Below are 25,458 nucleotides of genomic sequence, written 5' to 3'. Positions count from 1 at the left end.
TACGCGGCCTTGTTCATCTGGTATTGGATCATCGAATGTTGTATCAAGGTGATACCATTTGTTTTCGATTTTCACTAAATTCCAAGCATGAGGCTGACCGTCTCCAGTTCCTACTACAAAATGATTCTCAACTCCAGCTTCTTTTAATAATTGATAGGTTAATAGTGCGTAACCTTGGCAAACTGCAGAACGATTTACGAGTGCTTCATATGCTGTGTAAGCTTTATAAGACGTATCATAAGAAATATGCTTTACGACATAATCATGAATCGCCTTCACTTTTTCGTGATCATCCATTCCAACTTGCGTAATAGAAGAAACAATTGCCTTTGCTTGCTTCATTACATATTCCGTTTGTTCTTTCGTTTCACGATATGTAATCTTTAACGTAAACGTATAATTTCCAGGTGATCCAGAAATTCCATATGAAACATTCGATCTATTATAATTTGTATACTCATTTTTACTTGCGACTTCTTTATAGGCATTGAAAAGTGTCTTCATTACTTCTTCCTGATTACCATTTTTCGTTTTATATGGAAGTGTAATATTCGTTTCGTACGCATTAATACGCTTTTGCACTTCATCTTTAAATACTGCTAATAATGCCGCATCTCCTGTATCTTGCACCGCGACTTCAGGCTTTTTATATTTCAAAGTATTATATAAAAACTGCGCATATTGTTCACGTTTTACAGTGCTATATGGCTCAAATTTCCCTTCGCCTGTACCAGAAGCAATCCCGTTTGATTGCACCGCACTAATTGCATTTTCACCCCAAAAACCGCTTGGAATATCGTTAAACGTATGCTTTTGTTTCGCAGAAAGATGGAAAGCGTTTGTAAGAATTTGTGCCATTTCTGCGCGGCTAACAGAATCTTTCGGTCTAAATCCACCGTTTGCATCACCTTTAAAAACCCCTAATTTCGTTAACGTTAAAACCTCTTCTGGGAACAATGTTGAACCTGAGCGAATATCTCGATACGGATTATTTAAAGTAGATCCATCTTTTAATACGTAACGAGCACCTTCATTACTGAACGTACCACCTTGCTTATTTGGTACTAACACACGATAAATTAAAGCTGCAACTTGTTCTCTCGTCGCAACATCTCCAAAACCAAATATTCCATTTCCATAACCAGAAATAATATTTTTACTCGCTAAATCTTTAATCGCTGGATACGACCAATGCGATGTAGGCACATCAGAAAAAATACCCGCCTCAGCAGCCTTCACATCACTGCCATTTGTATACAATAAAGCACCACCAATAAGTGATAATGATGTAATTGATTTTAATAGTTTTGTGTACATAATTCCTTCTCCCAATACGTTCTCTATTTTATATTTTGTCGAAAAATCTAAAAATATGACAAAATATATTATACAATTAAAAGGTTTTGAGGGATATATTGATTTTTAAAATATGCAAAAATTCATATTAATATATTTTTCCGTGTTAATATTATGTTGTTTTATTTATGAATATGTATAGGTAGTAACTCGTTATAACTCCCCTCATGGTAATCTCAAATTTTATATTGAAATTCTTTAAAATAATTCTTCTTTATTTCTCAATATAAGGAGTCTTGGATTTCCATTAACACTCCTGTAATATTATTAACAAAGAGTAAGGTAAGAGTTACTCTTTGCCATTTTAGAAGAGGTTCTGTTGGAGACAACAGAACCTTTTTTCATATAGAGGTAGTTTTATTAAATTTTTCACCACTAACTATAAAAAAACATCTTATAATCATGATGTAACAAATTGATGCATTTAGGGTAGATCAACTGCCAGTTACACTAGAACTTATTCTTTTCATTCTTATAGTAATCAGTGCTGTTGGCTATTTAATAAAAGAATACCGACTATCATAATCTAATTTATAAAACATGAATTCCTTCGAATAAAACTCAATATTATGTCCATAATGTTGATAGGCTGTATGCCAACATTCATTTAGTTTTCTCTGTATCTCCTTGTATTGAGCAGTTAGCCATTGCTAGCTGCTCTTTTATATGTAACCTTATTAGACAAGTTTTCATATAATGTAGTCATTCCTTTCTTATAAAGTGAAACTTTAATCAGCCCTCACCAATCGGGCTGCCCGCAAATAGTGGGATAAATTAAACTCGTCACTTGAATTATAAAAAAGTGCTTTACTTTACTGAAAGGTGGTTGCGGAAACAACCGACTTTTTATTTATGGCAAAATGAGATTTCTATTAAGATTCATTACAAAGTATGTTATTACTGGTACAATCTAGTATAATAAATACAGATCAAACATTGAAAGGAAATATGACAATGAAAAGATATTTTAACTTCATTTCACTTTTCTTAACTGTACTCGTAATAATTAATCTTACAAATATACATACAAAGTATCAATTCTTTATAGGTGCATCTATAGCATTATGTTTAACTATTATTTCTACAAATGAAATTATAAAATTCCTTGCTACTAGTAGCTTATTAGTTTACGCATTTGCCGCTTTTACTCTTTTAAGTATTGCTTGCTAACTTTCAATGTCGCTTTTATTAAAATAGCGTTTTTATGTAATTCTAATATTGAGGCACATACGACTTTTTTGTTTATGGGTTCTTACGTAATAGTAAGAACCCTTTTTTATTCCAATCACGATTTGTTCATTTTTTTGATACATTTATGGAACATTCATACGTTACGTGGGATAAATCCTTTTGACAGAATGAATAATGAGCTATATCTTTTTCTCAATGAATTTATGTATTTAGCATGATAAAATAATAGTTGGATGGGAGTCCAATACATATTATTAAAATTAAGATGGTTCAAGTCGCAGGAAGGCACCTTTGGGTGTCTTTTTTTGTGGAGAATCAGTTTAAAAACTAAAAGAACCTCAATAAATGAGGTTCAAAAAATCTACTATTTTAAATTACCTTCGTAAAAAGCAACTCCATTTTGAACATGTTTTAAATACCACGTAATCGTCCCACCACAAACATTTTCATTAAAACTATTAGCATATACTCCATTTGAGTAATAAAGAGTTCTTTTGAATTTACCATTAGAATACTCATAAGGAATTGAGCATGTTGCTTGCTTCGGAGAGCTCACAGCTTTTTGCGTATCAGCTGAAGCTGCCCCAATTCCTCCTGTTAATGCAATACCAGTTGCCAATAGCCCTACTACTAATTTCTTGAACATAATAAATCCCCCTTTAATAGTTTTTATAGCTTACAATTTAAATGTATCACTTCTGTAATTTATGTAAATATCTTGAATATGTAGAAATATTTATTTAATTTTTGGTAATATTAGGATTTTATTTTATCAAATGAAAAATAGAGGAGTTAGAAAATTATGTAACAATGCATAATAAATCAATCAGATATTATGATATACTCACAAAGAACTGATACAAAATTTCTTTAGATTGGAAAACTAAAGTCTTATCTACCTAACAGGAAGGCGCCTAATGGCGTCTTTTCTTTATTTTCAAAAGGACCTGCTCCATTCATTCTTTAAAACATAAAGTAAAGTGAACCCATTAAGATCCATGGAATGAACCCTAGTTTTACCCTCTTATCTAAAGGAGGCACTATTGTTATGGGATATGGTGGTAGTTGCGGCGAGGGCTGCGGTTTCGCTGGAGGATTTGCTTTATTAGTTGTATTATTTATTCTATTAATCATTATCGGATGCAGTTGTTTCTGCTAAAAAACTATTAGAAAAGGTACCTATACTATATATAGGTACCTTTTCTTTATGTGCCTTATTCATTATCTGGTTCCAAACTTTTATCACGATTGGATTTGTTTTTTTCATTTTTCGCATTCGTCATACCTCAAATATGAATCGATTTCAGACATGAGCTTTTAACTAAAAGAATTTGGGACCACTTTTTCCCACAAAGGAAATACCTTTTTGAAAACCTCTACTATAGAAGGATCAAATTGTGTACCAGATCCTTCTATAATACGTCTATAAGCTTCTTCAGGAGATAGAGCCGAACGATATGCTCTTGAAGAAGTCATTGCATCGAATGCATCTGCTATTGCAACAATTCTTGCGCATAATGGTATTTGATTTCCTTTTAGTTTTTGAGGATATCCCTTTCCATCCCATCTTTCATGATGAGAAAGAATTATGTCTTCACTACCTTTTATTAAAGATATATTTTTAAAAACTTCTAATCCTAATTGTGGGTGTTTCTTAATAATATTATATTCTTCTTCTGTAAGAGAAGATGCTTTCTTTAAAACTTCATCCGGAATGCCTATTTTCCCTATATCATGTAATAAACAAATAAAATGAAATTGTTTTAAAGAATTATCATCATATTCATTTGTTTCTTTAGCAAGAATAGTAGCATAATTGGCTACACGTTCACTATGCCCTTTAGTATATTGATCCTTTAATTCCATTATCCTCATTATCGATAAAGCTGTTTCTTTCATTTGTTTTTCATAGGATGCTTTAATTTTTTGTACTAAAAATTTTAATGAAAGAAATACAAAAAATGACGTAACAAAAATTGTTAGAAACAATAATATTAATGATATTGGATAGTTAATTTCAAAATAATAAATAGCAATTAAAAATCTACATATCATACAAATAGATACCGATAGAAGATAATGAATACTTAAAAATAAAGGTGCAGAAATTACTAAGAAGCACTCTAAATAAGGGATATGTAAAGAAGCACCTGGATTACGTATAAACATAAGATCGTATGCCAAAAGATAACTAATACTAACGCCAAGAAAAATATATTTTGTAAACATTTGTTTATTCATTTTTTGTAAACATTTACTATATAAAAAAAATGAAATGAAAATAAATAAAAATACGAGTTCAAATAAAAGCTTCTGTAGTGTAAAATCCTTTCTAAGAATAAAATGTTGATAAATATTATCAAACAAAAGAGTACTACAGGGAATAAATAGAAACATGTTTATCGGTTCTTTCGTTTCAATATTTTTAATCCCTTTAATCATTTTACACACCGCCAAACCTTTTTAATAAAAAAATAAGTTCATATAGATATTATTAATAATATCCAAGAATAGATAATAGTACAAAAAATACCCTTTCTCATAACCTATAAATGGGGTACCGCCATGATAGGAATGTATAAAAAGATAAATAGGGTTATAGAAAAAGAAAAAGGCGAATTCCTTTTGAAAGTAGGAATTCGCCTTTTTCTTGCTACCGATAATAAGATGTTATGTAAACCTAACTGTATAGAATATACAGTTAGGTTTACATTTGAAAATGAACAATAAAAAACAGTAGTGTATAAAATCACTACTGTTTTTTATTGTTTCTTATAAGTGAATTATTTGTATTCCTGTTTATATAATTTAAACGAATAAATAGCTCCAATAAAGAATACAAAAGCTTCAAATAATATAAAGATTTGACGGAAATTCTCAATATCTTTACCAACTAAAGAAATAAATATAGCATTCATTAGAATTTGAATAGTAAACATACGAGAAGTAATTTTTAAATAAATAGCATTTGTTCTTTCATATGGTTTACCAATTTTTTTGTAAATAATAATAAGTGCAATTACTGAACCCAAAAATAGAAGTGCTGTAAGTCCTACAACGATATTGAAATTGCCTGTACTTTCTAACATCCATTTATTTAATAGATCAATCATTATTATCTTCCTTTCCTACATACGAGAATATTTCGTTCTTCTTTTTCACTATAATAAAAAAAGAAAAAGGAAAACATCGAACTTTCTTACAAACATTCGTGTATTCTTACAATTTTGTCATTTTGTAAATGTATTCATCGCCTTGCCTTTCACTATTTTCTTTGGAAAACATAGTGAATTACAAATTTCAAACTTCTTTTAACTAAAATAATAAAAAAGTATATAGGATTATATTAATATTCAAAAAAACTATAACGAACAATCTAAAGTTTCTTATTCAAATACTTTAGACTCTCTTATCTCGGGGCATCATTCATGGCCTATCGACTTAATATTTGGAAGTATATACAAATACCCTAAACAAAAAATTAATTTGGGGTATTTGCTTTTCTTAGCTTGATAGCGATACCCTACTATTTAACATCAAAAAAACCTCGCTATTAATAACGAGGTTTTCCATCACGAAACTTTATCTTCAACCAGTATTCCCATGTGCATATTGAACGATGACATCTTTAATAAATTGAGAGGCTTCCTGATGATTGACCGAATTATGAGACACATTCAAAAATAACGTAAGAGCCGTGACAACACCAACTAAGGTAACACTTATTTTTTTCATTTTAATGCCTCCTTTTTAAAAACCTCTTCACTCGCTTTATGGCTAGAGAAGAAATAATAACTCGCTTTTTCAAAATTATGTTCTTTATGGAATAGAACCGCTAGTACTTCAGTATATTCTTTCACGTATTCCCAAAGCTTCTCTCTTTCGAAATATTCAATACCTTCTAATACAATTTCTTCTAGCTTTTCTCCATTTAATCCTTCATTTAGTCCATTTAAAATTTTAAAATGGTGTTGGTACTCTACCAATTCTAATTTATCGCAAATCTCCGTGCCTTTTCGAACAAGTACTGAAGCTAGTGAATTTTCGTCTAATTTAAAATGTTCTTTCCCCTTAATATATATCGCTTTATAGTTTTCAGGCATTTTTTCACAGACCTCATTTAAATGACTGATAGCTAACTCCGAAAGATTCTGTCCAGCATACATTAAACCTAAATTTTGTTTTACAACTAACATACCGTTTTCATTTTTAACCTTTTTAAAGATATCCATTGCCGAAATATAAAGTTCTTCAGCTAATTCCCATTCTTTCAAATGTGTACAAGCTAACGCCATTAGGTTGTTACAATAACCGATTTTCACTTCATACCCTTCATGTTTAGCAAATATTTCTTTTGCTTTTGTTGCTTGTTGGAAGGCCACAAAAGCCTGATAATAATGATATTGGAAAACAGCTTGGTTATAATAAAACTCTGCTTTTTCAATTTCATCTGGAATACTTTCAAGTAAATTTTCTGCCATTTCATAATGCTCTTTTGCTGCATTGTAATTACCAACTGCATTAGAGTAGATTGCTTTATAAAAATGATAATAATACGATAAAAAATCATCAGTTGGTTTACCCAAAGATTCAATTTGATCAAAACTATTTTTTGCTATACTCAAATTATCTATTAAATATTTATAACCAAAATCAAGTAACGAATAATACAGTAATAGATTTTGGTCTTCTTCAATATTATTTATAGAACTCTCAATTTCTTTTTTAAATTTATATGCATTCGCAACGTTTCTATTTCGAATTTCAATATACCAGGCATTTAACAGTTCAGTAACTTTGTTATTTACGGTAGTTTGAACATTCAATTTACATCCCCCTTTTCCAAAATTATCTATATACTCTTTTCCTCATACTACCATACAACATTACCTCGTGATATCTTCATAAACTTGAGATGATTTTTACAGAAAATTCAGAATTACATTCGTTTAACTAACATTTATTTAAACAATTAAATAATTGATTTTACACAAACGAAAAGATAATAATCTTAAAATCGCAATCTCGGCTGCACCCCATGCCTATCAAGCTAGTATTTTAAAATGTCCCCTAAACGAAAATTTTATTACTTTCCAGTTATCTATGAGAATTTAGTTCATTTTTTCATTTTGAGTAGTTTATTTTGGGTAGCATGATAGTGATGTGGTGCTATCCCTGTTAGTAGTAATTTTAATATCACTATGGATAAATTACTTTTAGAACTTTACTTCCAAGAACGAATTTTATGTAAATAATCAGTTAAAAATCCCCTTTTTTAATTGATTAAGTAATATTTTGAAAGAAAATTTAGTTATAACAGAAAGAATATTCAGTGTATTACCTCGACGCGCTGAATAAGTACATTAAAGTATGTTAAAAATTTAGCTTAAGGTGGGATTGTATATGACTGAAGATAAAAGACTGAAAAAGCCGGTGGTAAGTTTTATATTACTAACCAACATTATTTTTTGGCCACTTTTTCTGCTTGTAGGAATTACAAAGTTATTACATTTTCCAACTTGGATTTTTGATGTAATGCTCTGCATATCAGCTTGGTCTTCCACTTTTGCTTTTATATTTCTATTTAAAAGAATTTATCCTGGACAGAGTTTTATTCAATTTGTAAAAGATAGATTTAAAAATAAACTTAATTACTTTTGCTAAATATGAATATTTTTTAAAGAGGTAAAGTTAATATAGATCAACTAAATAACGCAAAGAAAATGTTTTATTTCATAAAAAAAGGCTCCATTGCTGGAGCACTCAAAAATAAAATAAGTAAATGAATTAAAACAAATAACAGACAATTTAACTATATAGATTAAACATAAATAAATCTATATATATTTAATATCACATATTAAAACCTGTTTATTGATGCTATAATAGGTTCACTCGATGATTGTTATATTTTTTTATGGTTTTTAAGCAATATGATACCTTCTTAACACCAAGTGTACAAGTAAAAGAAGACATCTTAATCGATGTCTTCTTTTCTTATACAATAACAACACAATAAAATTAAGTTGAGTCAAGCTGCAGGATGGTACCTTGATATGACAGTAAAGAATACATCATCACGGTATCAGCAAGCAAAAGTGTATTCTGCATTTCTAAAAACAGTAGATGGCAGATTGTGACCTGCTGAATCTGCTAAGAAAGAATATACAAGAACATCCTTAACATCATCTTTATTTCCACTAATGATGACATCAAGAAAATCTTCTATTTGGAATTCTGGCGTAAACAACACAATCTTAGTTGTTCTGTTTGGTTCTAAAGAAACAAAAGTACGAGAGATTTCAACTAACTCATTTTGAGTCGGGAAAGAAATGTTTCGACTTCTCTTAACAGTTACCGTTACATCACTAGTATGGCAGCGTGAATCATTGTTTAACATAATGTTGAGAGCAGTTGGAATAATCCCATTTTCAGAAACTGGAACTCGAAACACTCCCGTAGATTTATGAGCCATATAATCACATCCTTTCAAAATAAAATATACTTACAATATATTAGATGCAAAAAACGTTCATTTTGATAGGGACAAATTACTGATATGTGGTACATATGTGAAGAAATCAAATTGGCAATGGAAATAGACTTTAAACTAGACAAATAAAAGTTGATCGATATTGTTAAAAAACAAAAAAACTCTAACTAATTCGTCATGGCGATTTAGTTAGAGTTTTTTTGTTTGAAGTATTCACGAGTATCTACCCTTATCTTTTCAGGTAAAACAATATCAAGTTCTTTATCTAACCATGCAAGAGTCTTTTTACGAAGAAACTCACGCATGTGTTCTTCTGCTTCAAGCATTACTAAGTTAATTGTACAAGAAGAATTGCTAGGGTCACAAGAATTACAAGCGTCGTCTCGATATAGTAGACCATTCTGTACAATATTTTTACATTGAAAAATAGGTTTTGGGCCTTCGACGGCTTCTATTACATCCCAAAAAGAGATATCTTCTGGAGACTTAGCTAACCTATATCCCCCCTTTACACCTGGGACAGAATTCACAATGTCAGCTTTAGATAATTTACCGAAAACTTTTGAAAGAAATGTTTCAGAAAGTCCTTGAAACTCTGCCAAATCTTTTATTCCAACACTTTCCTTGGAAGGAGTATTAATTAAATAAACTAGGCAATGCAAGGCATATTCAACCCCAACACTATATTGCATATACAAATCACCTGCTTTTTATTTTAAGGGTTATCAAATTGTATCTTAGGACCATTTAGAATTTTAGTCAAATAAAAAAAGGCTCTTTTAGAATAGTATGTATTTCATTTGACAAAAATAATTTCAGAGCTTATATTAAAGACAATATCAATCGACGATTAATACGGTCGACAATTAAAACGTAAAAACTTTTAAAAAGGGGAAATACAAATGAACAAAACACTTATCATAAACGCACATCCGAAAGTGGATGATACATCATCAGTCAGCATTAAGGTTCTTAACCACTTTTTAGAATCTTATAAAGAATTAATTCCTAATAATGAAACGATTGAACAGATTAATTTATACGATGATGTAGTACCAATGATAGATAAAACTGTTTTAAGCGCATGGGAAAAGCAAGGAAATGGACAGAAGTTAACTGATGAAGAACAAAAAGTAACAGAGCTTATGTCCGAAATTTTACAACAATTTAAAAGTGCAAATACGTATGTTATCGTATTACCTTTGCACAACTTTAATATTCCATCAAAGTTAAAAGATTACATGGACAATATCATGATTGCACGTGAAACATTTAAATATACTGAAACTGGATCAGTGGGATTACTTAAAGATGGAAGAAGAATGCTTGTTATACAAGCAAGTGGAGGAATCTATACAAATGATGATTGGTATACAGAAGTGGAATACTCTCATAAATATTTAAAAGCAATGTTTAATTTCCTAGGTATTGAAGATTATCAAATCGTTCGTGCACAAGGAACAGCAGTACTAGATCCAAATGAAGTATTACAAAATGCGTATAAAGAAGTTGAAGAGGCGGCTTCTAGGTTGGCTAACAAATAAATTTTTTCACTGGAAGAATGATGGTTATAATTAAAGATCCCCTCCACCTTAAGGCAGAGGGGATCTTTTAATTTCTATTTCAAACTACCCGCAATCTCCGTAAAGATAACCCCAAGTGCATGTGCACCTGCATCTGGATAGCCTAAGCTTCTTTCACCAACTGTACCGGCGCGGCCCATGCGAGCTACGATTTCTTTCGTATACTCTGCTCCTTTAACCGCTGCTTCTGCTCCTTTTTCAAAGGCAATTTTCATATCTTCTTCGTTTGAAGCGCTAGCTAACCAAGAGTCTACACATGGAGCAAGTGCATCAACAAGTGTTTTGTCACCAACTACCGCTCCTCTACCGAATGATCTTTCTCCGATAGATTGTATGCCTTGCAGTGCTGCTTGCAACACTTCAGCGAATTCTTTCACTGTTAACTCACGCTTCTCGCCTGCTGCTTTACTAGCTGCGCGGAATGCCCCGCCCCAAATTGGACCAGATGCGCCGCCGCAATGTTCCATAATAATCATGGAACAACCGTCAAGGAATGATCCGATTGTTACGTTCTCTTGATCTACGATAGAATGCCACTCACGTTTTAATTGCTTAAATCCTTTTGCCACACTCATTCCGAAGTCACCGTCACCCGCATGTGTATCTAACTCACAGAACGGTACTTCATTTTTAATAATAATGTCGCTCATTTTATCAACGAGATAAATCATATTGTTTAATGTGATGACATTATTTTTAATAACAGCGTGCTCTTCTGCCGTTTCTATTTCAAATGAAACTTCCTTCTCTTCTGTCTCTTCAAGAACATTTACGTACTCTACACTTTCAACTGGTCCATCTACTTTAAATGCTGGTGTATTACATTCTTTTGATAGTAATGTTTTTAGCTCATCATCTAGTTTCATTACTGTTAAAGACATACCAGCCATATCGATACTCGTCATATAGTTTCCGACAAATACTCTATTAATTTTAATGTTTCTAGCAGCTAATTCTCTCGTCACTGCGTTGTTAAATAAGTAAAGTTCTTGTAGTGGTGTTCCGCCAAAACCGTTAACTAGAAGTGCGATTTCCTCGCCATCTTTTACTCCTAAATCTTTCATTAAATCATTTGTCATACGGTTAGCTAATTCATCAGCTGACATCGTTTTTTCACGCTTAATTCCTGGTTCACCGTGAATACCAACGCCGTATTCCATTTCATCTTCCGCAAGTGTGAAGGTAGGTGATCCGCTCGCTGGAACTGTACAAGACGTTAACGCTAAACCGATTGTACGCACGTTAGCCGCTGCTTTTTCTGCGACAGCTTTCACCGCTCCTAAATCCATACCTGCTTCCGCTGCTGCACCGGCAATTTTATGAACGAGAATAACGCCCGCAACGCCGCGTCGTCCTACTGTATATAGACTATCTTCTACTGCAATATCATCGTCTACTTTTACATAGTCAACTTCAATTCCATCTTCCGTCGCTAAATGCGCTCCGTTTTTGAAATTCATAATATCGCCGCTGTAATTTTTAATAATTAATAACGTACCTTTTTTACTCGCTGTCTCTTTAATTGCTTGATATACCTGAATTTGTGAAGGCGAAGCAAACACATCTCCGCACACTGCCGCATCTAACATTCCTTTTCCGACTAATCCTGCATGCGCTGGCTCATGACCACTACCGCCGCCACTAATTAACGTTACTTTATTTTCGTTCATTTCTTTCTTCTTAATTACTTTATATTTTTTCAAAAGCTCAAGCTCTGGATGAGCCATAACCATTCCGTTGCACATTTCCATTACTAATGTTTCTGGTTTGTTTATAATCTTTTTCATTGTGCTTCTCCCTCAATTCCTTTAATATATTGTGATATATTTGAAATCTTCTTCTTACTATCCATGTTAAAATGAAAGCGTTTTATAGTAAACGGACAAAATGGACAATCTGTCTAAAGACACCGCTCTCATTTATGGGTAGGATTTTCATATTACTAACATTCTAGGGATGATTGAGATGACCTCTTCTATAATTTCTAAAAAGATAATCGCGAATTCATTGAAGTATTTAATGGAAACAGAGTCGTTTCATAAAATATCAGTGAGCGATATTATGTTACACTGTCAAATGCGTAGGCAAACTTTTTATTATCATTTTAAAGATAAATTCGAACTATTAAGCTGGATTTATAGAGAAGAAACGAAAGAAAACATTATCGACTTTCTCGACTATGAAACGTGGGAAAATATTTTCGATTTATTATTTGATTACTTTTATGAAAATCAAAAATTTTACCGAAATGCTTTTAAAGTCATTGAGCAAAACTCGTTTAATCACTATTTATTTGAGCATACGAAAAACTTATATATGAAGATTATTGATGAACTATCTATGAGCTGTGGATTCAGCCTTTCTGATGAGACAAAAAATACGATTGCCTCCTTTTATAGTCACGGCTTCGTTGGAACGATAAAAGATTGGATTGAAAGCAAATGCGAAGTAGATCCGTCCATTATGTCTTCTCTTATGAAAAATATGATAAACAATCAATTACTACTATTACTGGAGCAATCGGCAAAGTAATTAAAGGGTGGCAAAAGCAATGAAAAAGATTATGAATGATGTACAAAATATCGTTCAAGATATGATGCATGGTTTTTATTTTGAACATAACGACAAAGTGAATTACGACGAAATAAATAACATCATTTATGTAAAAGATATCGAAAAACTGAAGCAAAACGTTGTCCTTATAAGCGGTGGTGGTAGCGGACATGAACCTGCTGATATCGGTTATGTAGGAAAAGGTATGCTTACGGCGGCAGTAAACGGAAGCATCTTCACTCCGCCTACAGTGGAACAAATTATCGCGGCAACTCGCCTCATGCCAAAAGACAAAAGTATTTTATTCATCATCAAAAACTTTAAAAATGACGTAGCAAACTTTATTGCGGCTGAACAAATTGCTAAAGAAGAAGGAAGAAAAATTGACCATATCATCGTAAATGACGACGTTTCAATTGAAGATGATGCTTCGTTTAATAAAAGAAGACGCGGCGTCGCTGGTACTGTTTTCGTTCAAAAAATACTTGGTGCGGCTGCTGAGAGCGGACATTCTTTAGAAGAACTAACAACACTTGGCCGTTCTATCACCGAAAACTTACACACATTAGGAGTCGCACTTTCACCTGCAAACGATCCAGTGAAAGGGAAAGCTTCATTCACATTAAACGACGATGAAGTTTTTTATGGCGTTGGTATCCATGGTGAAAAAGGATACCGTAAAGAAGCACTATCCTCTTCTGAAATATTAGCGATCGAACTAATGAACAAACTAAAAAGCATTTACCGCTGGAGAAAAGGCGACAACTTCGCTATTCTCATTAACGGATTAGGCGCAACCCCACTAATGGAACAATACATTTTCGCAAATGATATTCGCCGTTTATGTGAGCTGGAAGGTTTACAAATTACATTCGTAAAAGTTGGTACGCTCCTAACTTCTTTAGATATGAAAGGTGTTTCGCTCAGTTTGCTTAAGGTGGCGGATTTGGATTGGGTGAAGTGGTTGAAAGAAAGTACGGAAACTGCTAGTTGGTAATACAAATAGGATGGCTTCCATTGGCCATCCTATTTTTGTATGTAATTCAGCTATTAAAAAAATTCTGCCCTCAATATTACAGTAAATTTACATTAAAAATGTAAATCCTCATTTCCTTCGTATTTTCCTTTGCTAAGTCTTTTTCTTATGAATAATTCTGCAACAATTAAATTAGGTACCCACGCTAACCAAGCAATAATAGCGTAACTAAGTTCAAACCGCTCTATTCCAAATAGAACGATAAACAACGGTAGCCAAATTCTTAATGTAACTGCTCCAAAGGTTAAAGAATAATTTCTAATCATCCAATTCCGATGGTCTTTAATTTTTTTATTCTTAACTCTATGTAACGCTTGATATGCTGATGTTAGCCAAAGTACAGATAACAAACCGAAACCTAGCTTCGCTACCAATCCCCCCGTAGCATAAAAGGATAAATATAGTCCAGAAACGCCTCCTAATAATATACCAACCATATAGATTCTCCCAACTATTCGATGACGGTTGATATTCCTTTCTCTAAATTTAGTGGATAATGTAAAAGGACCAATTACTAATGCTACTATACTAGTTGTAATATGTATAAATAACATCATATACCAGAATTCACTTAATTTAGATCCAAACATAAGCTTCGCTTTTACAAGTCCTGTTTGAAATCCATCCATAATAAAATATTGGACAACAACATAACCAGATACTAAAAGAGCAAAAAAAGTAAATACAAACCAAATTTTCCTGTTCAAATTTTACTGCCTCCTTATTACATTAAGGAATTAGATTATACATTACTGTTCATTCTAGAGAAAAATAGAAAAGCCTTCTTCATACATAAAAACCCTCAAGTATATCGTTCTATACTTGAGGGTTTGCTCATCTATTTCTTCGCATCTCTCATTTTCTTACATCAATAGTTAGCTCATCTGTAATCTGCTCAAGATGGAAAAATTCTTTTATATAATGGATATGTGACCATTTCTCTTCTCCACCAATAATAAATAATTCTTGCGCATCATACATAAATGAAAAACTTGGATAGAAACTGTCAGCCTTTATTTCAATCTCATCATTACGATTACTGATAATCTTACAGTCTGCTGAATAGCTTAATAACGTATAGAGAGAATCTTGTGCTGATTGGAAGAAATACTAGAATCATTTTATAAACGAGATAGCACAAGAGCATAATCACCTCACTAAAGGATGACAGGTCTTCCAAATAAAGCTGGATGATAAATTAACATCGCACCTACAAATGAACACACTAAACAAAAAACAGCTTCGTATTTTATGACTAGAGAAGAGTTGGCATCAAGCTTTTTTTCCTCTCTTTTACATATCATTTTAAATAATACTTTATATAATACATACCCAATAATCGCCCCGAGGGTATTCGTAAATAAATCATCAATATCTGTAATTCTATTATTTAGTAATTGATTTAACTCAATTGCCAATGAAAAAAAGAATCCCGCACATACGGTGTTTTTCATTTTTCTAAACTGTGACCAAATAGTCGGTAATAAAAAACCGAACGGCATAAACAGTACAATGTTCAAAAGATACGTAGTACTACCTGCCGTATCAAATAGAGTCAAGTTAATTTGACTGACACGAATCCACTTTTCATATCTACTTATATCCCATACAGTCGCGATTTGAGTCACCTTATACACTAGCGAAAGGTAGAACAGAAAAACATATACCCATAAAAAATGCCGAATAGATATATTGTTTTTCACTTTAAAATAACATCCAATTTGAAACACAATACAAAAAATAATAGTAAAAAAATAAGTATACAAATAACTCATCAAAACTTCTGTATGCATGCAGAATCCCCTAACTTTACATTTTCATCTATAACTTTATCGTTTTTAATATCCTTCTTGATGTAACTCATTTATAGGATAGGAAAAACTTTTAAAATAAAAAGTGGGGTAAACATAAAATTTTTCTTAAATCTTCAGTTGGGTTTTATTATTACTCTTCTTAGGAATCCGCCATTGATAGCTAGGCAACAACATGCTTAAACCTAACAATATTATCATTTTTGCACGTAATCCTCGTAATACTTTAACCGATGAAGCATATATAAAATCATGTGAATCGTTTGTTCAGTTAACACATGAAATTAAGAAATATATGACGTACTATAATCACTCTTGCTATCAATAGAATTTAAAGAAAATGACTCCTGTTTGCATACAGAAATCATCTTTTTTAGGTTACCGATTTTTTTAGAATGTCCTTTACAAAGGGTACAGATCAAGAGCATCTTATTCCTATTCAAGGGGATCAACTATACCTTCTTCCCTTAAAATCACTAAAACCCATTTACAAATCTATAAAAGTAGATATAATATCCTTATGGAACCTTTATTAATTTATAAAGCATTGTCAAATGAAACAAGATGTCAAATTTTATCATGGTTGAAAAATCCAGAAAACCATTTCGATGAAAAACCTTATCTAGAACAAGACCTTAACTTTCAAGTTGGCGTATGTGTAGGAGATATCCAGCTTAAAACTGGCTTAGCCCAATCGGTTATTTCTAGTTATTTATTAACTATGAAAAAAGCAGGATTACTAGAGTCTGACCGAATTGGAAAATGGACCTACTATCGTCGAAATGAAAAAACAATACGAGAGTTTTCTGAATACGTCCAAAACGAATTATAAAATGAAAGCTAATAATTAATCAGCATACTAATTGATTATTAGCTTTCACACATTCTGCTTTTTTACAGGTATCCAATGACTTTTTTTATAAATTGCACTGCCTATAAAAGCAAGCAACATCGAAAGGAGAAATTTTTTTAACATATCATATCTAGTTATTTAGATATCTGTTATTGTATTTAGAATTACATACTCCTGATAATATTGGCATCCAATCATGCTTATAATAATGCTTCTTTGTTAATGAATTTACTTTCAAAATACTGATACGAATGGAGAGTTTAATAAATGAAAAAAGTAAATCCTTTACTTATTCTGACACTCGCAATAGGTGTGTTCGGAATTATTACTACCGAGATGGGTATTGTCGGCGTATTACCACAAATCACTGAAAAATTCGGAATTTCAACTACACAAGCTGGATTTTTAGTAAGTATATTTGCACTAGTTGTTGCTATTTCTGGTCCATTTTTAATTCTGCTCGTCTCTAGTATTAATCGCAAAATAATTTTATTAACAGCAATTTTCATATTTGTTATTTCAAATTTAATCTACGCTTATACAACGCAATTTGAAATCATGCTTATTTTTCGTATTTTACCGGCAGCGCTTCATCCACTCTTCTTTTCGATCGCTCTTGTAACAGCTGCTAAACTTGTCCCTCCAGAAAAGAGCGGTCAAGCAGTTACAAAAGTTTTCATGGGAATTACTGTTGGTTTCGCTTTAGGTGTACCACTAACCTCTTACCTTGCAGACCAATTTTCACTCGAAATGGCTTTCTTATTCGGAGCATTCGTTAACACTGTTGCATTCATTGGAATACTACTCCTACTTCCTTCTATGCCTGTTAAAGAAAAAATGTCTTTCGGCAAACAAATTCGTATACTCGGCAAACCAGGATTATGGTTAAATATTTTAACCGTCACATTCCTTTTTGCAGCCATGTTTTCCGTATACAGCTACTTCGCTGAGTACCTTGCAAAAGTAACTTCCATGAATGGATCTCTCATCAGTATCATGCTATTCATATTTGGTATAGTTATGATTTTAGGTAATCATTTATTTGGTGGTCTCCTGCAAAAAAGCATAATAAACACTGTAATATCATTCCCTATTCTATATTCTATTGTTTACATATTGGTTTATTATTTAGGTTCCTACCTTGTTCCAATGATTTTTATAGTATTCATTTGGGGAATCGTACATGCTGGTGGATTAATTGTTGGTCAAACATGGTTAATAAGTGAAGCTAAAGAAGCACCTGAATTTGGTAATAGTCTATTCGTTTCGTTCTCAAATCTCGGAATTACTTTAGGAACCACTATTGGAGGCTGGTTCATTTCAAACTTAGGTATTCACCAGCTTATTTGGAGCGGATTTATATTCACACTACTCTCATTTCTATTAATTATAATAAAACTAAAATTTTTCAATTCTAATAGCCAAGCTTCATTATCAAACTAGTACATTTTCAGTTCCAAATTCGATAAAAAACATTATAAATTCTTCTTATAAGATTTTATTAACTAAAAAGTATAATGCTCAAAGCCTTTAGCCATAATTACGACTAAAGGCTTTTTTGTATATAAAAATAATTCTAAAAGGAGCTAATTTTATGGAACATAATCAAAATGGAGTACTTGCTTTAATTGTTTTGTTTTTAGGATTAGTGTTTTTTGTTAGTGGAATGGTTTATCATTTATGGGGTTCTTTTTAATGGTATGATTGTAATCACTCATAAAGTGAAACTTTAATCAGTGGGGGTCTTACTGCCCATTAAAGCGGGATAAAAACCCTCAAGTATATCGTTCCTTTATTAATTTCAACGTTTAGACAGATACATAATTCCAAAACTAAAACGTTTATTGCAATTATCAATATGGAACATTTCCAAAAACAACTTAACATGGTAAAATAATATTCGGACGGGAGTCCAATATTATTAAAATTAAGATGGTTCAAGTCGGAGGAAGGCACCTTAGGGTGTCTTTTCTTTATTTTCAAAAGGACCTGCTCAATTATTGTGTAAAAAACATAAAGTAAGTTGAATCCATTAAAATACATGAGTGACCCCTTGTTTTCCCCTCTTATTAAAGGAGGAACTATTATGGGATTTGGTGGTAGTTGTAGTAGTGGTTGTGGCAGCGGCTTTGCTTTACTAGTTGTATTGTTTATTTTATTGATCATTGTTGGAGCTTCTTGCTTCTGCTAAAAAACTATCGGAAAAGACACTCTTATATGGGTGTCTTTTCTTTGTAATCAAAAGCTCTCTATAAAGGAAGGTTTTCACATCCAAATTAGTGATTTACACAGCACTTTATTCCTTCTCATCCCTCATACTGTAATACCCCAAATTAATAATAACCAAGAAATACCCACCCATAATTCCAGCAGCAAATGTCCACATGTACTCACGGTGTTCAATTTCATACATAATAATCGCACCGAGTATGGCCGCTGCAAATCGATTCATCATGCCGAGCATCGGTGCTTTTTCTTTTTTTACGATGCTATTTCCGAACTTTTCAATACGCCTTCCTAAAATCCAGGCGCAGTACATACTAACTAAAAGGCCGATGCTTATCCCTACAAACTGGGCTGAAAAAGGTGTCACCAACCATCCCAATAACATCACGCCTAGTAAACAATATATTTGTATGTTGAATGATCTTAATGCCATACGAATCATGTTATGCTCCTTATCTTTCCTATTAATCCCATCTTTCGGACTTCAAGCTTTCCGATATATCTTTTTTAAAATGGGGGAATTTGATTTTGCTCACCATTAAATAAGCGAGTAAGCATGTGCCCAACGCTACGGAAACTGGGTTATTTAGGAGGCATAAAATGAGGAGACACATTGCCGCAAATGGAATGGGCATTCCGATGAATGTTGGGAGTTTGCTTTGTTGCGTGTTAAATCTAGCAAGCCGCAGCATTCCGCAAATACTATAAGCGAGCGCACATATCATCCCAATAGACTGCAAATCTTTTAAAGCGACACTATATGCAAGAATAGATGGTGCCACACCGAAGGTCACTAAATCCGCAAATGAGTCTAACTCTCCGCCTATTTCCGAAACAGCATCTAGTTTCCGAGCGACCATACCATCAAACAGATCAAATACCATACCTGTAATAATGAACATAACTGCACCATGCATATCGTGAACGAAAACAGCGTGAATAGCCAAAAGCCCACACACAAAATTTGCTATCGTAATCATATTTGGTATGTAACTCATCACACGCTTCTCCTCCTTTCTGCTAATTGCCTCATCTTGCTTCCTACTCATTAGATTCAAGATCCTTCTGTTTTTCTTCCAATATCACTTTATTTATTTTCGTTAACGTATCAGTCATTTGCTGCAAAGCTTCAATATCAATTTTCGAGAAGTATTTCTCGATCAATACATCATCTAACTCAGACAATCGTTCGATATATTTACTACCGTTTGGGCCGAGCGTAAGGAAATACTCCCGTTTATTGTTCGGATTAACTTGCTTCGATATCATCTTCTGCTTTTCCAATTTCGATAAAACTTGGCTCACAGCACTTTTCGTTATATTAAACGTACTCGCAATGTTATTTGCTGTTGTGTTTTCATTTAAATTGATATGAAATAGCATGCTCTCTTGCTGCCCAGTAAGACCGAACTCATCCTTTAAATCTTGAAATAGTAAAATGTAGAGTTCCGTGTAGGCTCGATTCATTTCATTAATTACTTCTTTATATGATCTAGTCATAGCGTTCTTCCTCCAATTATGCGTTCTTTCATCTTATCTAATAGTTTAGTTCAATTAACTAAACTATATTATACCTTTATGTTTGTGTAAAGGGAAATATAGCTCCATCATTCACAATGAAAAAAAGAAGACATCAATTAAGATGTCTCCCTTTCATACTTAAGATTCCAAACTCTTACCATTCGTCTTAATTACTTCCTTATACCAATCGAAGCTTTTCTTCTTCGATCTTTTTAATGAACCTTTTCCTTCGTTATCTTTATCAACGTATATATATCCGTAACGTTTTTTCATTTCTCCAGTAGAAGCACTTACAAGGTCAATTGGGCCCCAGCTTGTATATCCGATAATATCTACTCCATCTTGGATCGCTTCGGACATTTCAATCATATGTTTTTGCAAGTAATCAATACGGTACTCATCATTCACTTCGTCTTCACCATTTAATTGATCGATTGCACCGAGACCGTTTTCAACGACAAATAACGGTTTTTGGTAACGATCGTACAGTTGGTTCGCTGTAATACGGAAGCCTTTCGGATCAATCGTCCATCCCCACTCTGATTTTTCAAGGTATGGATTTTCAACAGAACCGAATACATTTCCGCTCGTTATGCTTTTTAACACTTCTGGATCTGTACTTGTTGCTCGGCTTGCATAGTAGCTAAAGCCAATATAATCAACTGTATGCTCTTTTAAAATTTCCTCGTCTTCTTTTTCCATTTCAATTGTTACATTGTTATCTTTAAAGAAGCGTTTTGCGTATCCCGGATATGCTCCTCTTGCTTGTACATCAATGAAGAAGAATGATTCACGGTCTTGTTCCATCGCACGAAGAACGTCGTCTGGATTACATGTGTACGGATACGTTGCACCCGCAGCAAGCATACAACCAATTTTTGCATCTGAAATGATTTCATGACACGCTTTTACAGCTAACGCACTTGCAACAAGTTGGTGATGCGCTGCTTGATACTGAATTTGTTTTTTATTATCCCCTTCTATAAACGCTAGACCTGCTCCCATGAAAGGTAAATGTAAAAGCATATTAATTTCATTAAACGTCATCCAATATTTCACTTTATCTTTATATCTACTAAAAATCGTTTTTGCGTACGTCTCGAAGAAGTTTACAAGCTTTCTACTTCTCCAGCTTCCATACTTTTCTACTAAATGAACAGGTACATCGAAGTGAGCCATCGTAACAACTGGTTCAATACCGTGCTTTAACAGTTCATCAAACAAATTATCATAAAACTGTAATCCTGCTTCATTTGGCTTTTCATCTTCACCACTTGGGAAAATACGCGTCCACGCAATCGATACACGTAACGCTTTAAATCCCATTTCTGCAAACAACGCAATATCTTCTTTATAACGATGGTAAAAATCAATCGCTTCATGTGACGGGTAAAACTCTCCTTCTACTGGTGTAAAGGAATGAATATTTCCTTTCATAATATCCCAACGATTTTCACCAGTTGGTAATAGATCAACCGTCGTTAATCCTTTTCCGTCTTCTACATATGCGCCTTCAACTTGATTGGCTGCAGTTGCTCCACCCCATAAAAATCCTTTTGGAAAATTAACTTTAGACATATAGAAAAACTCCTTTATATAAGAATGAACGATGAAAGCTATTGTAAGTTTTAAAGAATACCTTTCTTCGTTTGAACCTGTATGAAATGTAACTACTATTTAACTCCTAACTTTAGTAAGGAATCTCCTGCTTGAATCTTTTCTATTTCCGTTTTTTTGATGCTATATTTATCATAATTTGTAACAACAACTGGTGTTGTCACAATGTAACCCGCCTTTTGAATTTCAGCTATATTAAACTCAATAAGTAATTGCCCTTTTTCTACTCTCACTCCTTGTTCAATACGAGAAGAGAAAAATTCGCCATTTAATTTCACAGTATCCATCCCAATATGGATTAAAATTTCAGCACCTGAATCCGCCGTAATTCCTACCGCATGATTCGTCGGGAACAGCGCAGAAATCGTACCTGAAACTGGTGAAAACAACTTTCCTTCTGAAGGCTCAATCGCAACTCCTTCACCTAACGCTCCTGATGCAAATGCAGCATCGTCAATGTTTTGAAGCGGCATAACGGCGCCATGGAAAGGACTAAAGATTATTTCATCATCGTTTGATGCAGCAATTTTATCAATTGTTTCAGCTGTTTCTGTAGATGTTTGCTTTTTCGTAAAACCAAATAAGTAAGTCAAAATAAAACCTACTATTAAAGAAACAACCATTGAAACAATTGCTCCCCAAAATCCAGCTGTAATCCCATCTTTCGGACTAATAAATGTAGGAAGCGTAAATATACCAAGTCCGCCTGTCATATAACTTTGTGTACCAAATACGCCAAGTATTGCGCCGCCAATTCCTCCAGCAATACAGCTCATAATAAACGGCTTTTTAAGAGGAAGTGTAATACCATAAATCGCTGGTTCTGTAACGCCGAAAATACCTGAAATAAAAGCTGGAATGCTAAGTGTTTTTAATTTCTTATCTTTCGTTTTCATCCAAACGCCAAGCACAGCACCAATTTGAGCAAATGAAGCAGCAAATATAAGTGCTAATATCGGATCAACACCGTTTACTGCTAAATTGTTATAGCCAATCGGAACAACGCCCCAATGAAGGCCAAATATGACAAGTACTTGCCAGAAAGCACCGAGTAAAGCACCCGCTACTAATGGGCTTGCATTATAAACCCAAAGCGTCGTCTGTCCTAAAAACTGCCCTGCCCACGTCGCAATTGGACCAATAACGAGAAATGTAACTGGTACAACGATTAATAATGTGAAGAATGGTAATAAAAATGTTTTCACAACATCTGGAATAACTTTCTTTAAAGAATGTTCTACTTTCGCTCCAAAATAAGCAGCGAGAATAATTGGAATAACAGATGATGCATAGTTCATTAAAATAACTGGTATCCCTAAAAACGTAATATGAATTGGTGATTCAAACATCGTTCCTGCAAATAGCGTATATAATGGCTCACTTGCTTTTAAACCGGATAAAGCCGGATAGACTAACGCTCCCCCAATTGCCATACCGATGAATGGTGATCCCCCGAATTTCTTACTTGCTGTATATCCTAAAAAGATCGGGAAGAAATAAAATAACGAATCGCCAACTGCATTTAATATTTGATACGTTCCTGACTGTGTACTTAACCAGCCTAACGCTACAAATAATGCATTAAATCCTTTAATCATCCCTGTTGCAGCTAACACCCCTAAAACAGGAGTGAAAATGCTAGAAAGAATATCTATAAGACTACTCTTTTTCTTCTCACTCGTAGTTTCTTCCTCAGCTTCTTGAAACCCTCCAGCAGCAATAACCGCTTTGTATACGTCAGATACATGGTTACCAATTACAACTTGATATTGCCCGCCGCTTTTCATAACAGTCACAACATCTTCCATACTTTTCAGTACTTCTGTATTTGCTTTCCCCTCATCTTTTAACTGAAATCGTAAGCGAGTTATACAATGTACAACGCTATGTATATTTTCTCTCCCGCCAACATTCTTCAGTATGTCTTTTGCTAATTTTTCATACTTCATAGTAACTTTCCCTCCCTACAATCATCCCATTTATTATTTTTATAAAAGAAAAAACCTAAACTAACCATAACGGCGCGATACATACGAATCACTCCATTACAAGTCAATTTAGGTTTTGCCTGCCAAACAGTAACAATCCCGTTTATTCAATTACATAATTCGTTGCGTTTCGTTACACGATGAATGTGCAACGTCAAGTACACCTTTTCATCTTTTGAAAGATGACTATTATGTGCTTTTCGTAAGTATGCTTCAATTTTTTCTGTACAACAATATGCCTCTTCATACTTACTTTTCACTTGCTCGTATAAAAAATCATCCTCAGCCGAGTTCAATTCCTTCTGCATTAAACGCTGCGCAAAATATCGTAAATGCGTTACAAACCGGCTATAATTAAATGAACTTTCATCTAAGCTCATCTTATAGTGGTACTTTACAACATTTAAAATATCTTGGACGATTTTCGTCATCGCTACCGTTTGTTGCATCGCCGGCTCTCCTTGCTGCGCATTAACGAAATGTAGTGCAATTGACCCTGCTTCATCTTCAGAAAGCCTAAACCCAGTCTCTTCTTCAATTATGTTCAAAGCTTGTAGACCAATTTCAAACTCTTTCTGATAAAACCTCTTAATCTCCCAAAGCAAAGTATTTTTGAGATCCATTCCTTCTTTATGCCGAGTTAAGGCGAAACTTAAGTGATCCGTTAATGTAAGATAAATATAATCACTTAAAGTCCCCGGCAAAACTGTCTTAGCAAACTGAATAATTCTCTCGGTAATCTCTAAATTTTCTACAGGAATTTCAGTTAGCAACCTAGCAAGTTTCTCTGATAATTCTTTTGTTTCTAGCACAAAGGTCTTTTCTATCTTAGATTCATCAATCGTATCGCCTATTTTTTTCTGAAATCCCAAACCTCTGCCCATCAGTACAACTTCTGTCTCAGTATCCTTCATCGTACAAACAACATTGTTATTTAAGATTTTATGGATTCTCATATTGTTCCGCCTTCTTCTTCTTAAAGTCACAAAAGGTAATAAAAAAACCTAAACTGATTCCAAAAGCCACACTACACCCGTAGCCTCTAGATCAATCTAGGTTTTGCCTGCCGAACAGTAACAATCCTTTTACTTATTAACTTACCTTTATTATACACAAAGAGTAAGCGGTTGCAATGATAAATTATTGAATATTTTTTTACAAAGAAAAACACTATCCGTTAATCAGCTATTGCTTACATTCATTACAAGACTAGTTATATACATCATTATA

General features: G+C 33.3%; 26 protein-coding genes and 3 pseudogenes. 11 read left to right on the top strand and 18 right to left on the bottom strand.

Going from position 1 to position 25,458, the window contains the following annotated elements; all coding sequences use genetic code 11:
• Nucleotides 1–1,317, bottom strand: a 1,317-nt coding sequence (locus CER22_RS07910) for an S-layer homology domain-containing protein (protein ID WP_088608515.1), incomplete at its 3' end; no start/stop codon positions are given.
• A gap of 993 nt (nucleotides 1,318–2,310) precedes the next feature.
• On the opposite strand from CER22_RS07910, the gene CER22_RS34095 reads away from it, so the two are divergent.
• Nucleotides 2,311–2,526, top strand: a complete 216-nt coding sequence (locus CER22_RS34095; RefSeq protein WP_137014997.1) for a hypothetical protein — start codon at nucleotides 2,311–2,313, stop codon at nucleotides 2,524–2,526.
• A gap of 385 nt (nucleotides 2,527–2,911) precedes the next feature.
• Here CER22_RS34095 and CER22_RS07895 read toward each other — a convergent pair whose 3' ends face one another.
• Entirely contained in the window at nucleotides 2,912–3,193 is a 282-nt protein-coding gene (locus tag CER22_RS07895; protein ID WP_000473837.1) for an LCI fold-containing protein, read from the bottom strand.
• Nucleotides 3,194–3,595: 402 nt separating this feature from the next.
• Between CER22_RS07895 and CER22_RS07890 the strand changes: the two genes are divergently transcribed.
• Nucleotides 3,596–3,706 (top strand): YjcZ family sporulation protein, encoded by a 111-nt coding sequence (locus CER22_RS07890; RefSeq protein WP_000540371.1) that lies wholly within the window; start codon nucleotides 3,596–3,598, stop codon nucleotides 3,704–3,706.
• Nucleotides 3,707–3,864: 158 nt separating this feature from the next.
• On the opposite strand, the gene CER22_RS07885 is transcribed toward CER22_RS07890, so the two are convergent.
• Nucleotides 3,865–4,989 (bottom strand): HD-GYP domain-containing protein, encoded by a 1,125-nt coding sequence (locus CER22_RS07885; RefSeq protein ID WP_142291686.1) that lies wholly within the window; start codon nucleotides 4,987–4,989, stop codon nucleotides 3,865–3,867.
• Nucleotides 4,990–5,112: 123 nt separating this feature from the next.
• On the opposite strand from CER22_RS07885, the gene CER22_RS32990 reads away from it, so the two are divergent.
• Nucleotides 5,113–5,277 (top strand): hypothetical protein, encoded by a 165-nt coding sequence (locus tag CER22_RS32990; protein WP_179196832.1) that lies wholly within the window; start codon nucleotides 5,113–5,115, stop codon nucleotides 5,275–5,277.
• A 53-nt stretch (nucleotides 5,278–5,330) separates the two neighbouring features.
• Here the strand turns inward: CER22_RS32990 and CER22_RS07880 are convergent, their stop codons facing one another.
• The 3 genes from CER22_RS07880 to CER22_RS07870 all read right to left on the bottom strand — a co-directional run bounded on the left by CER22_RS07880 (nucleotide 5,331) and on the right by CER22_RS07870 (nucleotide 7,373).
• Nucleotides 5,331–5,660, bottom strand: a complete 330-nt coding sequence (locus tag CER22_RS07880; RefSeq protein ID WP_000566288.1) for a hypothetical protein — start codon at nucleotides 5,658–5,660, stop codon at nucleotides 5,331–5,333.
• A 475-nt stretch (nucleotides 5,661–6,135) separates the two neighbouring features.
• The gene (locus CER22_RS32985; protein ID WP_000724334.1) at nucleotides 6,136–6,282 is read right to left on the bottom strand and encodes a hypothetical protein; all 147 of its coding nucleotides are present in this window, start codon (nucleotides 6,280–6,282) and stop codon (nucleotides 6,136–6,138) included.
• A complete protein-coding gene (locus CER22_RS07870; protein ID WP_060489132.1) occupies nucleotides 6,279–7,373 on the bottom strand; it encodes a Rap family tetratricopeptide repeat protein in 1,095 nt (364 codons plus the stop codon). Before CER22_RS07870 ends, CER22_RS32985 begins: the two co-directional genes overlap by 4 nt.
• 577 nt (nucleotides 7,374–7,950) lie before the next feature.
• On the opposite strand from CER22_RS07870, the pseudogene CER22_RS07865 reads away from it, so the two are divergent.
• Nucleotides 7,951–8,202 (top strand): annotated as a pseudogene (locus tag CER22_RS07865) (CPBP family intramembrane glutamate endopeptidase); the annotation flags it as partial.
• Nucleotides 8,203–8,632: 430 nt separating this feature from the next.
• Here the strand turns inward: CER22_RS07865 and CER22_RS07860 are convergent.
• Both CER22_RS07860 and CER22_RS07855 read right to left on the bottom strand, forming a co-directional pair.
• Nucleotides 8,633–9,022 carry a hypothetical protein gene (locus CER22_RS07860; protein WP_087979654.1) on the bottom strand — a complete coding sequence of 130 codons (390 nt, stop codon included), beginning with the start codon at nucleotides 9,020–9,022 and terminating at the stop codon, nucleotides 8,633–8,635.
• A 203-nt stretch (nucleotides 9,023–9,225) separates the two neighbouring features.
• On the bottom strand, nucleotides 9,226–9,732 hold the full coding sequence (locus tag CER22_RS07855; RefSeq protein WP_063222022.1) for an RrF2 family transcriptional regulator: 507 nt from the start codon (nucleotides 9,730–9,732) through the stop codon (nucleotides 9,226–9,228).
• A 210-nt stretch (nucleotides 9,733–9,942) separates the two neighbouring features.
• On the opposite strand from CER22_RS07855, the gene CER22_RS07850 reads away from it, so the two are divergent.
• Nucleotides 9,943–10,584, top strand: a complete 642-nt coding sequence (locus tag CER22_RS07850; RefSeq protein ID WP_088608514.1) for an FMN-dependent NADH-azoreductase — start codon at nucleotides 9,943–9,945, stop codon at nucleotides 10,582–10,584.
• A gap of 74 nt (nucleotides 10,585–10,658) precedes the next feature.
• Here CER22_RS07850 and dhaK read toward each other — a convergent pair whose 3' ends face one another.
• Complete coding sequence (gene dhaK / locus CER22_RS07845) at nucleotides 10,659–12,410, bottom strand: dihydroxyacetone kinase subunit DhaK (protein WP_088608513.1); 1,752 nt, start codon at nucleotides 12,408–12,410, stop codon at nucleotides 10,659–10,661.
• Nucleotides 12,411–12,588: 178 nt separating this feature from the next.
• On the opposite strand from dhaK, the gene dhaS reads away from it, so the two are divergent.
• Both dhaS and dhaQ read left to right on the top strand, forming a co-directional pair.
• A complete protein-coding gene (gene dhaS / locus CER22_RS07840) occupies nucleotides 12,589–13,155 on the top strand; it encodes a dihydroxyacetone kinase transcriptional activator DhaS (protein WP_000204216.1) in 567 nt (188 codons plus the stop codon).
• A 19-nt stretch (nucleotides 13,156–13,174) separates the two neighbouring features.
• Nucleotides 13,175–14,173 carry a DhaKLM operon coactivator DhaQ gene (dhaQ, locus tag CER22_RS07835; protein WP_088608512.1) on the top strand — a complete coding sequence of 333 codons (999 nt, stop codon included), beginning with the start codon at nucleotides 13,175–13,177 and terminating at the stop codon, nucleotides 14,171–14,173.
• A gap of 92 nt (nucleotides 14,174–14,265) precedes the next feature.
• Here dhaQ and CER22_RS07830 read toward each other — a convergent pair whose 3' ends face one another.
• From CER22_RS07830 to CER22_RS07820, 3 genes and pseudogenes are all read right to left on the bottom strand, one after another.
• Nucleotides 14,266–14,919, bottom strand: a complete 654-nt coding sequence (locus CER22_RS07830) for a DUF2306 domain-containing protein (protein WP_088608511.1) — start codon at nucleotides 14,917–14,919, stop codon at nucleotides 14,266–14,268.
• Nucleotides 14,920–15,067: 148 nt separating this feature from the next.
• Nucleotides 15,068–15,322 (bottom strand): annotated as a pseudogene (locus CER22_RS07825) (hypothetical protein); the annotation flags it as partial.
• A 47-nt stretch (nucleotides 15,323–15,369) separates the two neighbouring features.
• A complete protein-coding gene (locus CER22_RS07820; protein WP_088608510.1) occupies nucleotides 15,370–16,005 on the bottom strand; it encodes a VanZ family protein in 636 nt (211 codons plus the stop codon).
• Between the two features lie 244 nt (nucleotides 16,006–16,249).
• Here CER22_RS07820 and CER22_RS33600 point away from each other — a divergent pair.
• The 4 genes and pseudogenes from CER22_RS33600 to CER22_RS07795 form a co-directional block, all read left to right on the top strand.
• A pseudogene (locus CER22_RS33600) lies at nucleotides 16,250–16,351 on the top strand (TetR family transcriptional regulator); the annotation flags it as partial.
• A gap of 192 nt (nucleotides 16,352–16,543) precedes the next feature.
• Nucleotides 16,544–16,855: an ArsR/SmtB family transcription factor gene (locus CER22_RS07810; RefSeq protein ID WP_000433539.1), complete on the top strand. Its 312-nt coding sequence runs from the start codon at nucleotides 16,544–16,546 to the stop codon at nucleotides 16,853–16,855.
• 288 nt (nucleotides 16,856–17,143) lie between these two features.
• The gene (locus CER22_RS07805) at nucleotides 17,144–18,319 is read left to right on the top strand and encodes an MFS transporter (RefSeq protein WP_088608508.1); all 1,176 of its coding nucleotides are present in this window, start codon (nucleotides 17,144–17,146) and stop codon (nucleotides 18,317–18,319) included.
• Nucleotides 18,320–18,962: 643 nt separating this feature from the next.
• Nucleotides 18,963–19,067, top strand: coding sequence for a YjcZ family sporulation protein (locus tag CER22_RS07795; RefSeq protein ID WP_080492803.1), 105 nt, complete (start codon nucleotides 18,963–18,965; stop codon nucleotides 19,065–19,067).
• 105 nt (nucleotides 19,068–19,172) lie between these two features.
• On the opposite strand, the gene CER22_RS07790 is transcribed toward CER22_RS07795, so the two are convergent.
• The 6 genes from CER22_RS07790 to licT all read right to left on the bottom strand — a co-directional run bounded on the left by CER22_RS07790 (nucleotide 19,173) and on the right by licT (nucleotide 25,184).
• A complete protein-coding gene (locus CER22_RS07790; RefSeq protein ID WP_088608507.1) occupies nucleotides 19,173–19,544 on the bottom strand; it encodes an ATP synthase subunit I in 372 nt (123 codons plus the stop codon).
• A 22-nt stretch (nucleotides 19,545–19,566) separates the two neighbouring features.
• The gene (gene pssA / locus CER22_RS07785) at nucleotides 19,567–20,151 is read right to left on the bottom strand and encodes a CDP-diacylglycerol--serine O-phosphatidyltransferase (protein WP_141555645.1); all 585 of its coding nucleotides are present in this window, start codon (nucleotides 20,149–20,151) and stop codon (nucleotides 19,567–19,569) included.
• Complete coding sequence (locus CER22_RS07780; RefSeq protein WP_088608506.1) at nucleotides 20,144–20,602, bottom strand: MarR family winged helix-turn-helix transcriptional regulator; 459 nt, start codon at nucleotides 20,600–20,602, stop codon at nucleotides 20,144–20,146. The genes pssA and CER22_RS07780 overlap by 8 nt, the downstream gene beginning before the upstream one ends.
• A 159-nt stretch (nucleotides 20,603–20,761) precedes the next feature.
• Nucleotides 20,762–22,201 (bottom strand): 6-phospho-beta-glucosidase, encoded by a 1,440-nt coding sequence (locus CER22_RS07775; protein WP_088608505.1) that lies wholly within the window; start codon nucleotides 22,199–22,201, stop codon nucleotides 20,762–20,764.
• 95 nt (nucleotides 22,202–22,296) lie between these two features.
• On the bottom strand, nucleotides 22,297–24,189 hold the full coding sequence (locus CER22_RS07770) for a beta-glucoside-specific PTS transporter subunit IIABC (protein ID WP_088608504.1): 1,893 nt from the start codon (nucleotides 24,187–24,189) through the stop codon (nucleotides 22,297–22,299).
• A gap of 146 nt (nucleotides 24,190–24,335) precedes the next feature.
• A complete protein-coding gene (licT, locus tag CER22_RS07765) occupies nucleotides 24,336–25,184 on the bottom strand; it encodes a BglG family transcription antiterminator LicT (protein ID WP_088062225.1) in 849 nt (282 codons plus the stop codon).
• Nucleotides 25,185–25,458 lie beyond the last annotated feature (274 nt).

This window comes from Bacillus sp. K2I17, assembly GCF_002209985.1.
In the GTDB taxonomy this organism is placed as follows: Bacteria; Bacillota; Bacilli; order Bacillales; family Bacillaceae_G; genus Bacillus_A; species Bacillus_A wiedmannii.
Note: the sequence above shows the minus strand (reverse complement) of the source record. Positions and strands in the feature narration are given on the sequence as shown.

What these genes read in the sequence shown, in the direction of transcription:
- CER22_RS34095 (WP_137014997.1), top strand. Translation starts at nt 2,311, where the DNA reads ATGAAAAGATATTTTAACTTCATTTCACTTTTCTTAACTGTACTCGTA.
- CER22_RS07895 (WP_000473837.1), bottom strand. Translation starts at nt 3,193, where the DNA reads ATGTTCAAGAAATTAGTAGTAGGGCTATTGGCAACTGGTATTGCATTA.
- CER22_RS07890 (WP_000540371.1), top strand. Translation starts at nt 3,596, where the DNA reads ATGGGATATGGTGGTAGTTGCGGCGAGGGCTGCGGTTTCGCTGGAGGA.
- CER22_RS07885 (WP_142291686.1), bottom strand. Translation starts at nt 4,989, where the DNA reads ATGATTAAAGGGATTAAAAATATTGAAACGAAAGAACCGATAAACATG.
- CER22_RS32990 (WP_179196832.1), top strand. Translation starts at nt 5,113, where the DNA reads ATGATAGGAATGTATAAAAAGATAAATAGGGTTATAGAAAAAGAAAAA.
- CER22_RS07880 (WP_000566288.1), bottom strand. Translation starts at nt 5,660, where the DNA reads ATGATTGATCTATTAAATAAATGGATGTTAGAAAGTACAGGCAATTTC.
- CER22_RS32985 (WP_000724334.1), bottom strand. Translation starts at nt 6,282, where the DNA reads ATGAAAAAAATAAGTGTTACCTTAGTTGGTGTTGTCACGGCTCTTACG.
- CER22_RS07860 (WP_087979654.1), bottom strand. Translation starts at nt 9,022, where the DNA reads ATGGCTCATAAATCTACGGGAGTGTTTCGAGTTCCAGTTTCTGAAAAT.
- CER22_RS07855 (WP_063222022.1), bottom strand. Translation starts at nt 9,732, where the DNA reads ATGCAATATAGTGTTGGGGTTGAATATGCCTTGCATTGCCTAGTTTAT.
- CER22_RS07850 (WP_088608514.1), top strand. Translation starts at nt 9,943, where the DNA reads ATGAACAAAACACTTATCATAAACGCACATCCGAAAGTGGATGATACA.
- dhaK (WP_088608513.1), bottom strand. Translation starts at nt 12,410, where the DNA reads ATGAAAAAGATTATAAACAAACCAGAAACATTAGTAATGGAAATGTGC.
- dhaS (WP_000204216.1), top strand. Translation starts at nt 12,589, where the DNA reads ATGACCTCTTCTATAATTTCTAAAAAGATAATCGCGAATTCATTGAAG.
- dhaQ (WP_088608512.1), top strand. Translation starts at nt 13,175, where the DNA reads ATGAAAAAGATTATGAATGATGTACAAAATATCGTTCAAGATATGATG.
- CER22_RS07820 (WP_088608510.1), bottom strand. Translation starts at nt 16,005, where the DNA reads ATGCATACAGAAGTTTTGATGAGTTATTTGTATACTTATTTTTTTACT.
- CER22_RS07810 (WP_000433539.1), top strand. Translation starts at nt 16,544, where the DNA reads ATGGAACCTTTATTAATTTATAAAGCATTGTCAAATGAAACAAGATGT.
- CER22_RS07805 (WP_088608508.1), top strand. Translation starts at nt 17,144, where the DNA reads ATGAAAAAAGTAAATCCTTTACTTATTCTGACACTCGCAATAGGTGTG.
- CER22_RS07795 (WP_080492803.1), top strand. Translation starts at nt 18,963, where the DNA reads ATGGGATTTGGTGGTAGTTGTAGTAGTGGTTGTGGCAGCGGCTTTGCT.
- CER22_RS07790 (WP_088608507.1), bottom strand. Translation starts at nt 19,544, where the DNA reads ATGATTCGTATGGCATTAAGATCATTCAACATACAAATATATTGTTTA.
- pssA (WP_141555645.1), bottom strand. Translation starts at nt 20,151, where the DNA reads ATGAGTAGGAAGCAAGATGAGGCAATTAGCAGAAAGGAGGAGAAGCGT.
- CER22_RS07780 (WP_088608506.1), bottom strand. Translation starts at nt 20,602, where the DNA reads ATGACTAGATCATATAAAGAAGTAATTAATGAAATGAATCGAGCCTAC.
- CER22_RS07775 (WP_088608505.1), bottom strand. Translation starts at nt 22,201, where the DNA reads ATGTCTAAAGTTAATTTTCCAAAAGGATTTTTATGGGGTGGAGCAACT.
- CER22_RS07770 (WP_088608504.1), bottom strand. Translation starts at nt 24,189, where the DNA reads ATGAAGTATGAAAAATTAGCAAAAGACATACTGAAGAATGTTGGCGGG.
- licT (WP_088062225.1), bottom strand. Translation starts at nt 25,184, where the DNA reads ATGAGAATCCATAAAATCTTAAATAACAATGTTGTTTGTACGATGAAG.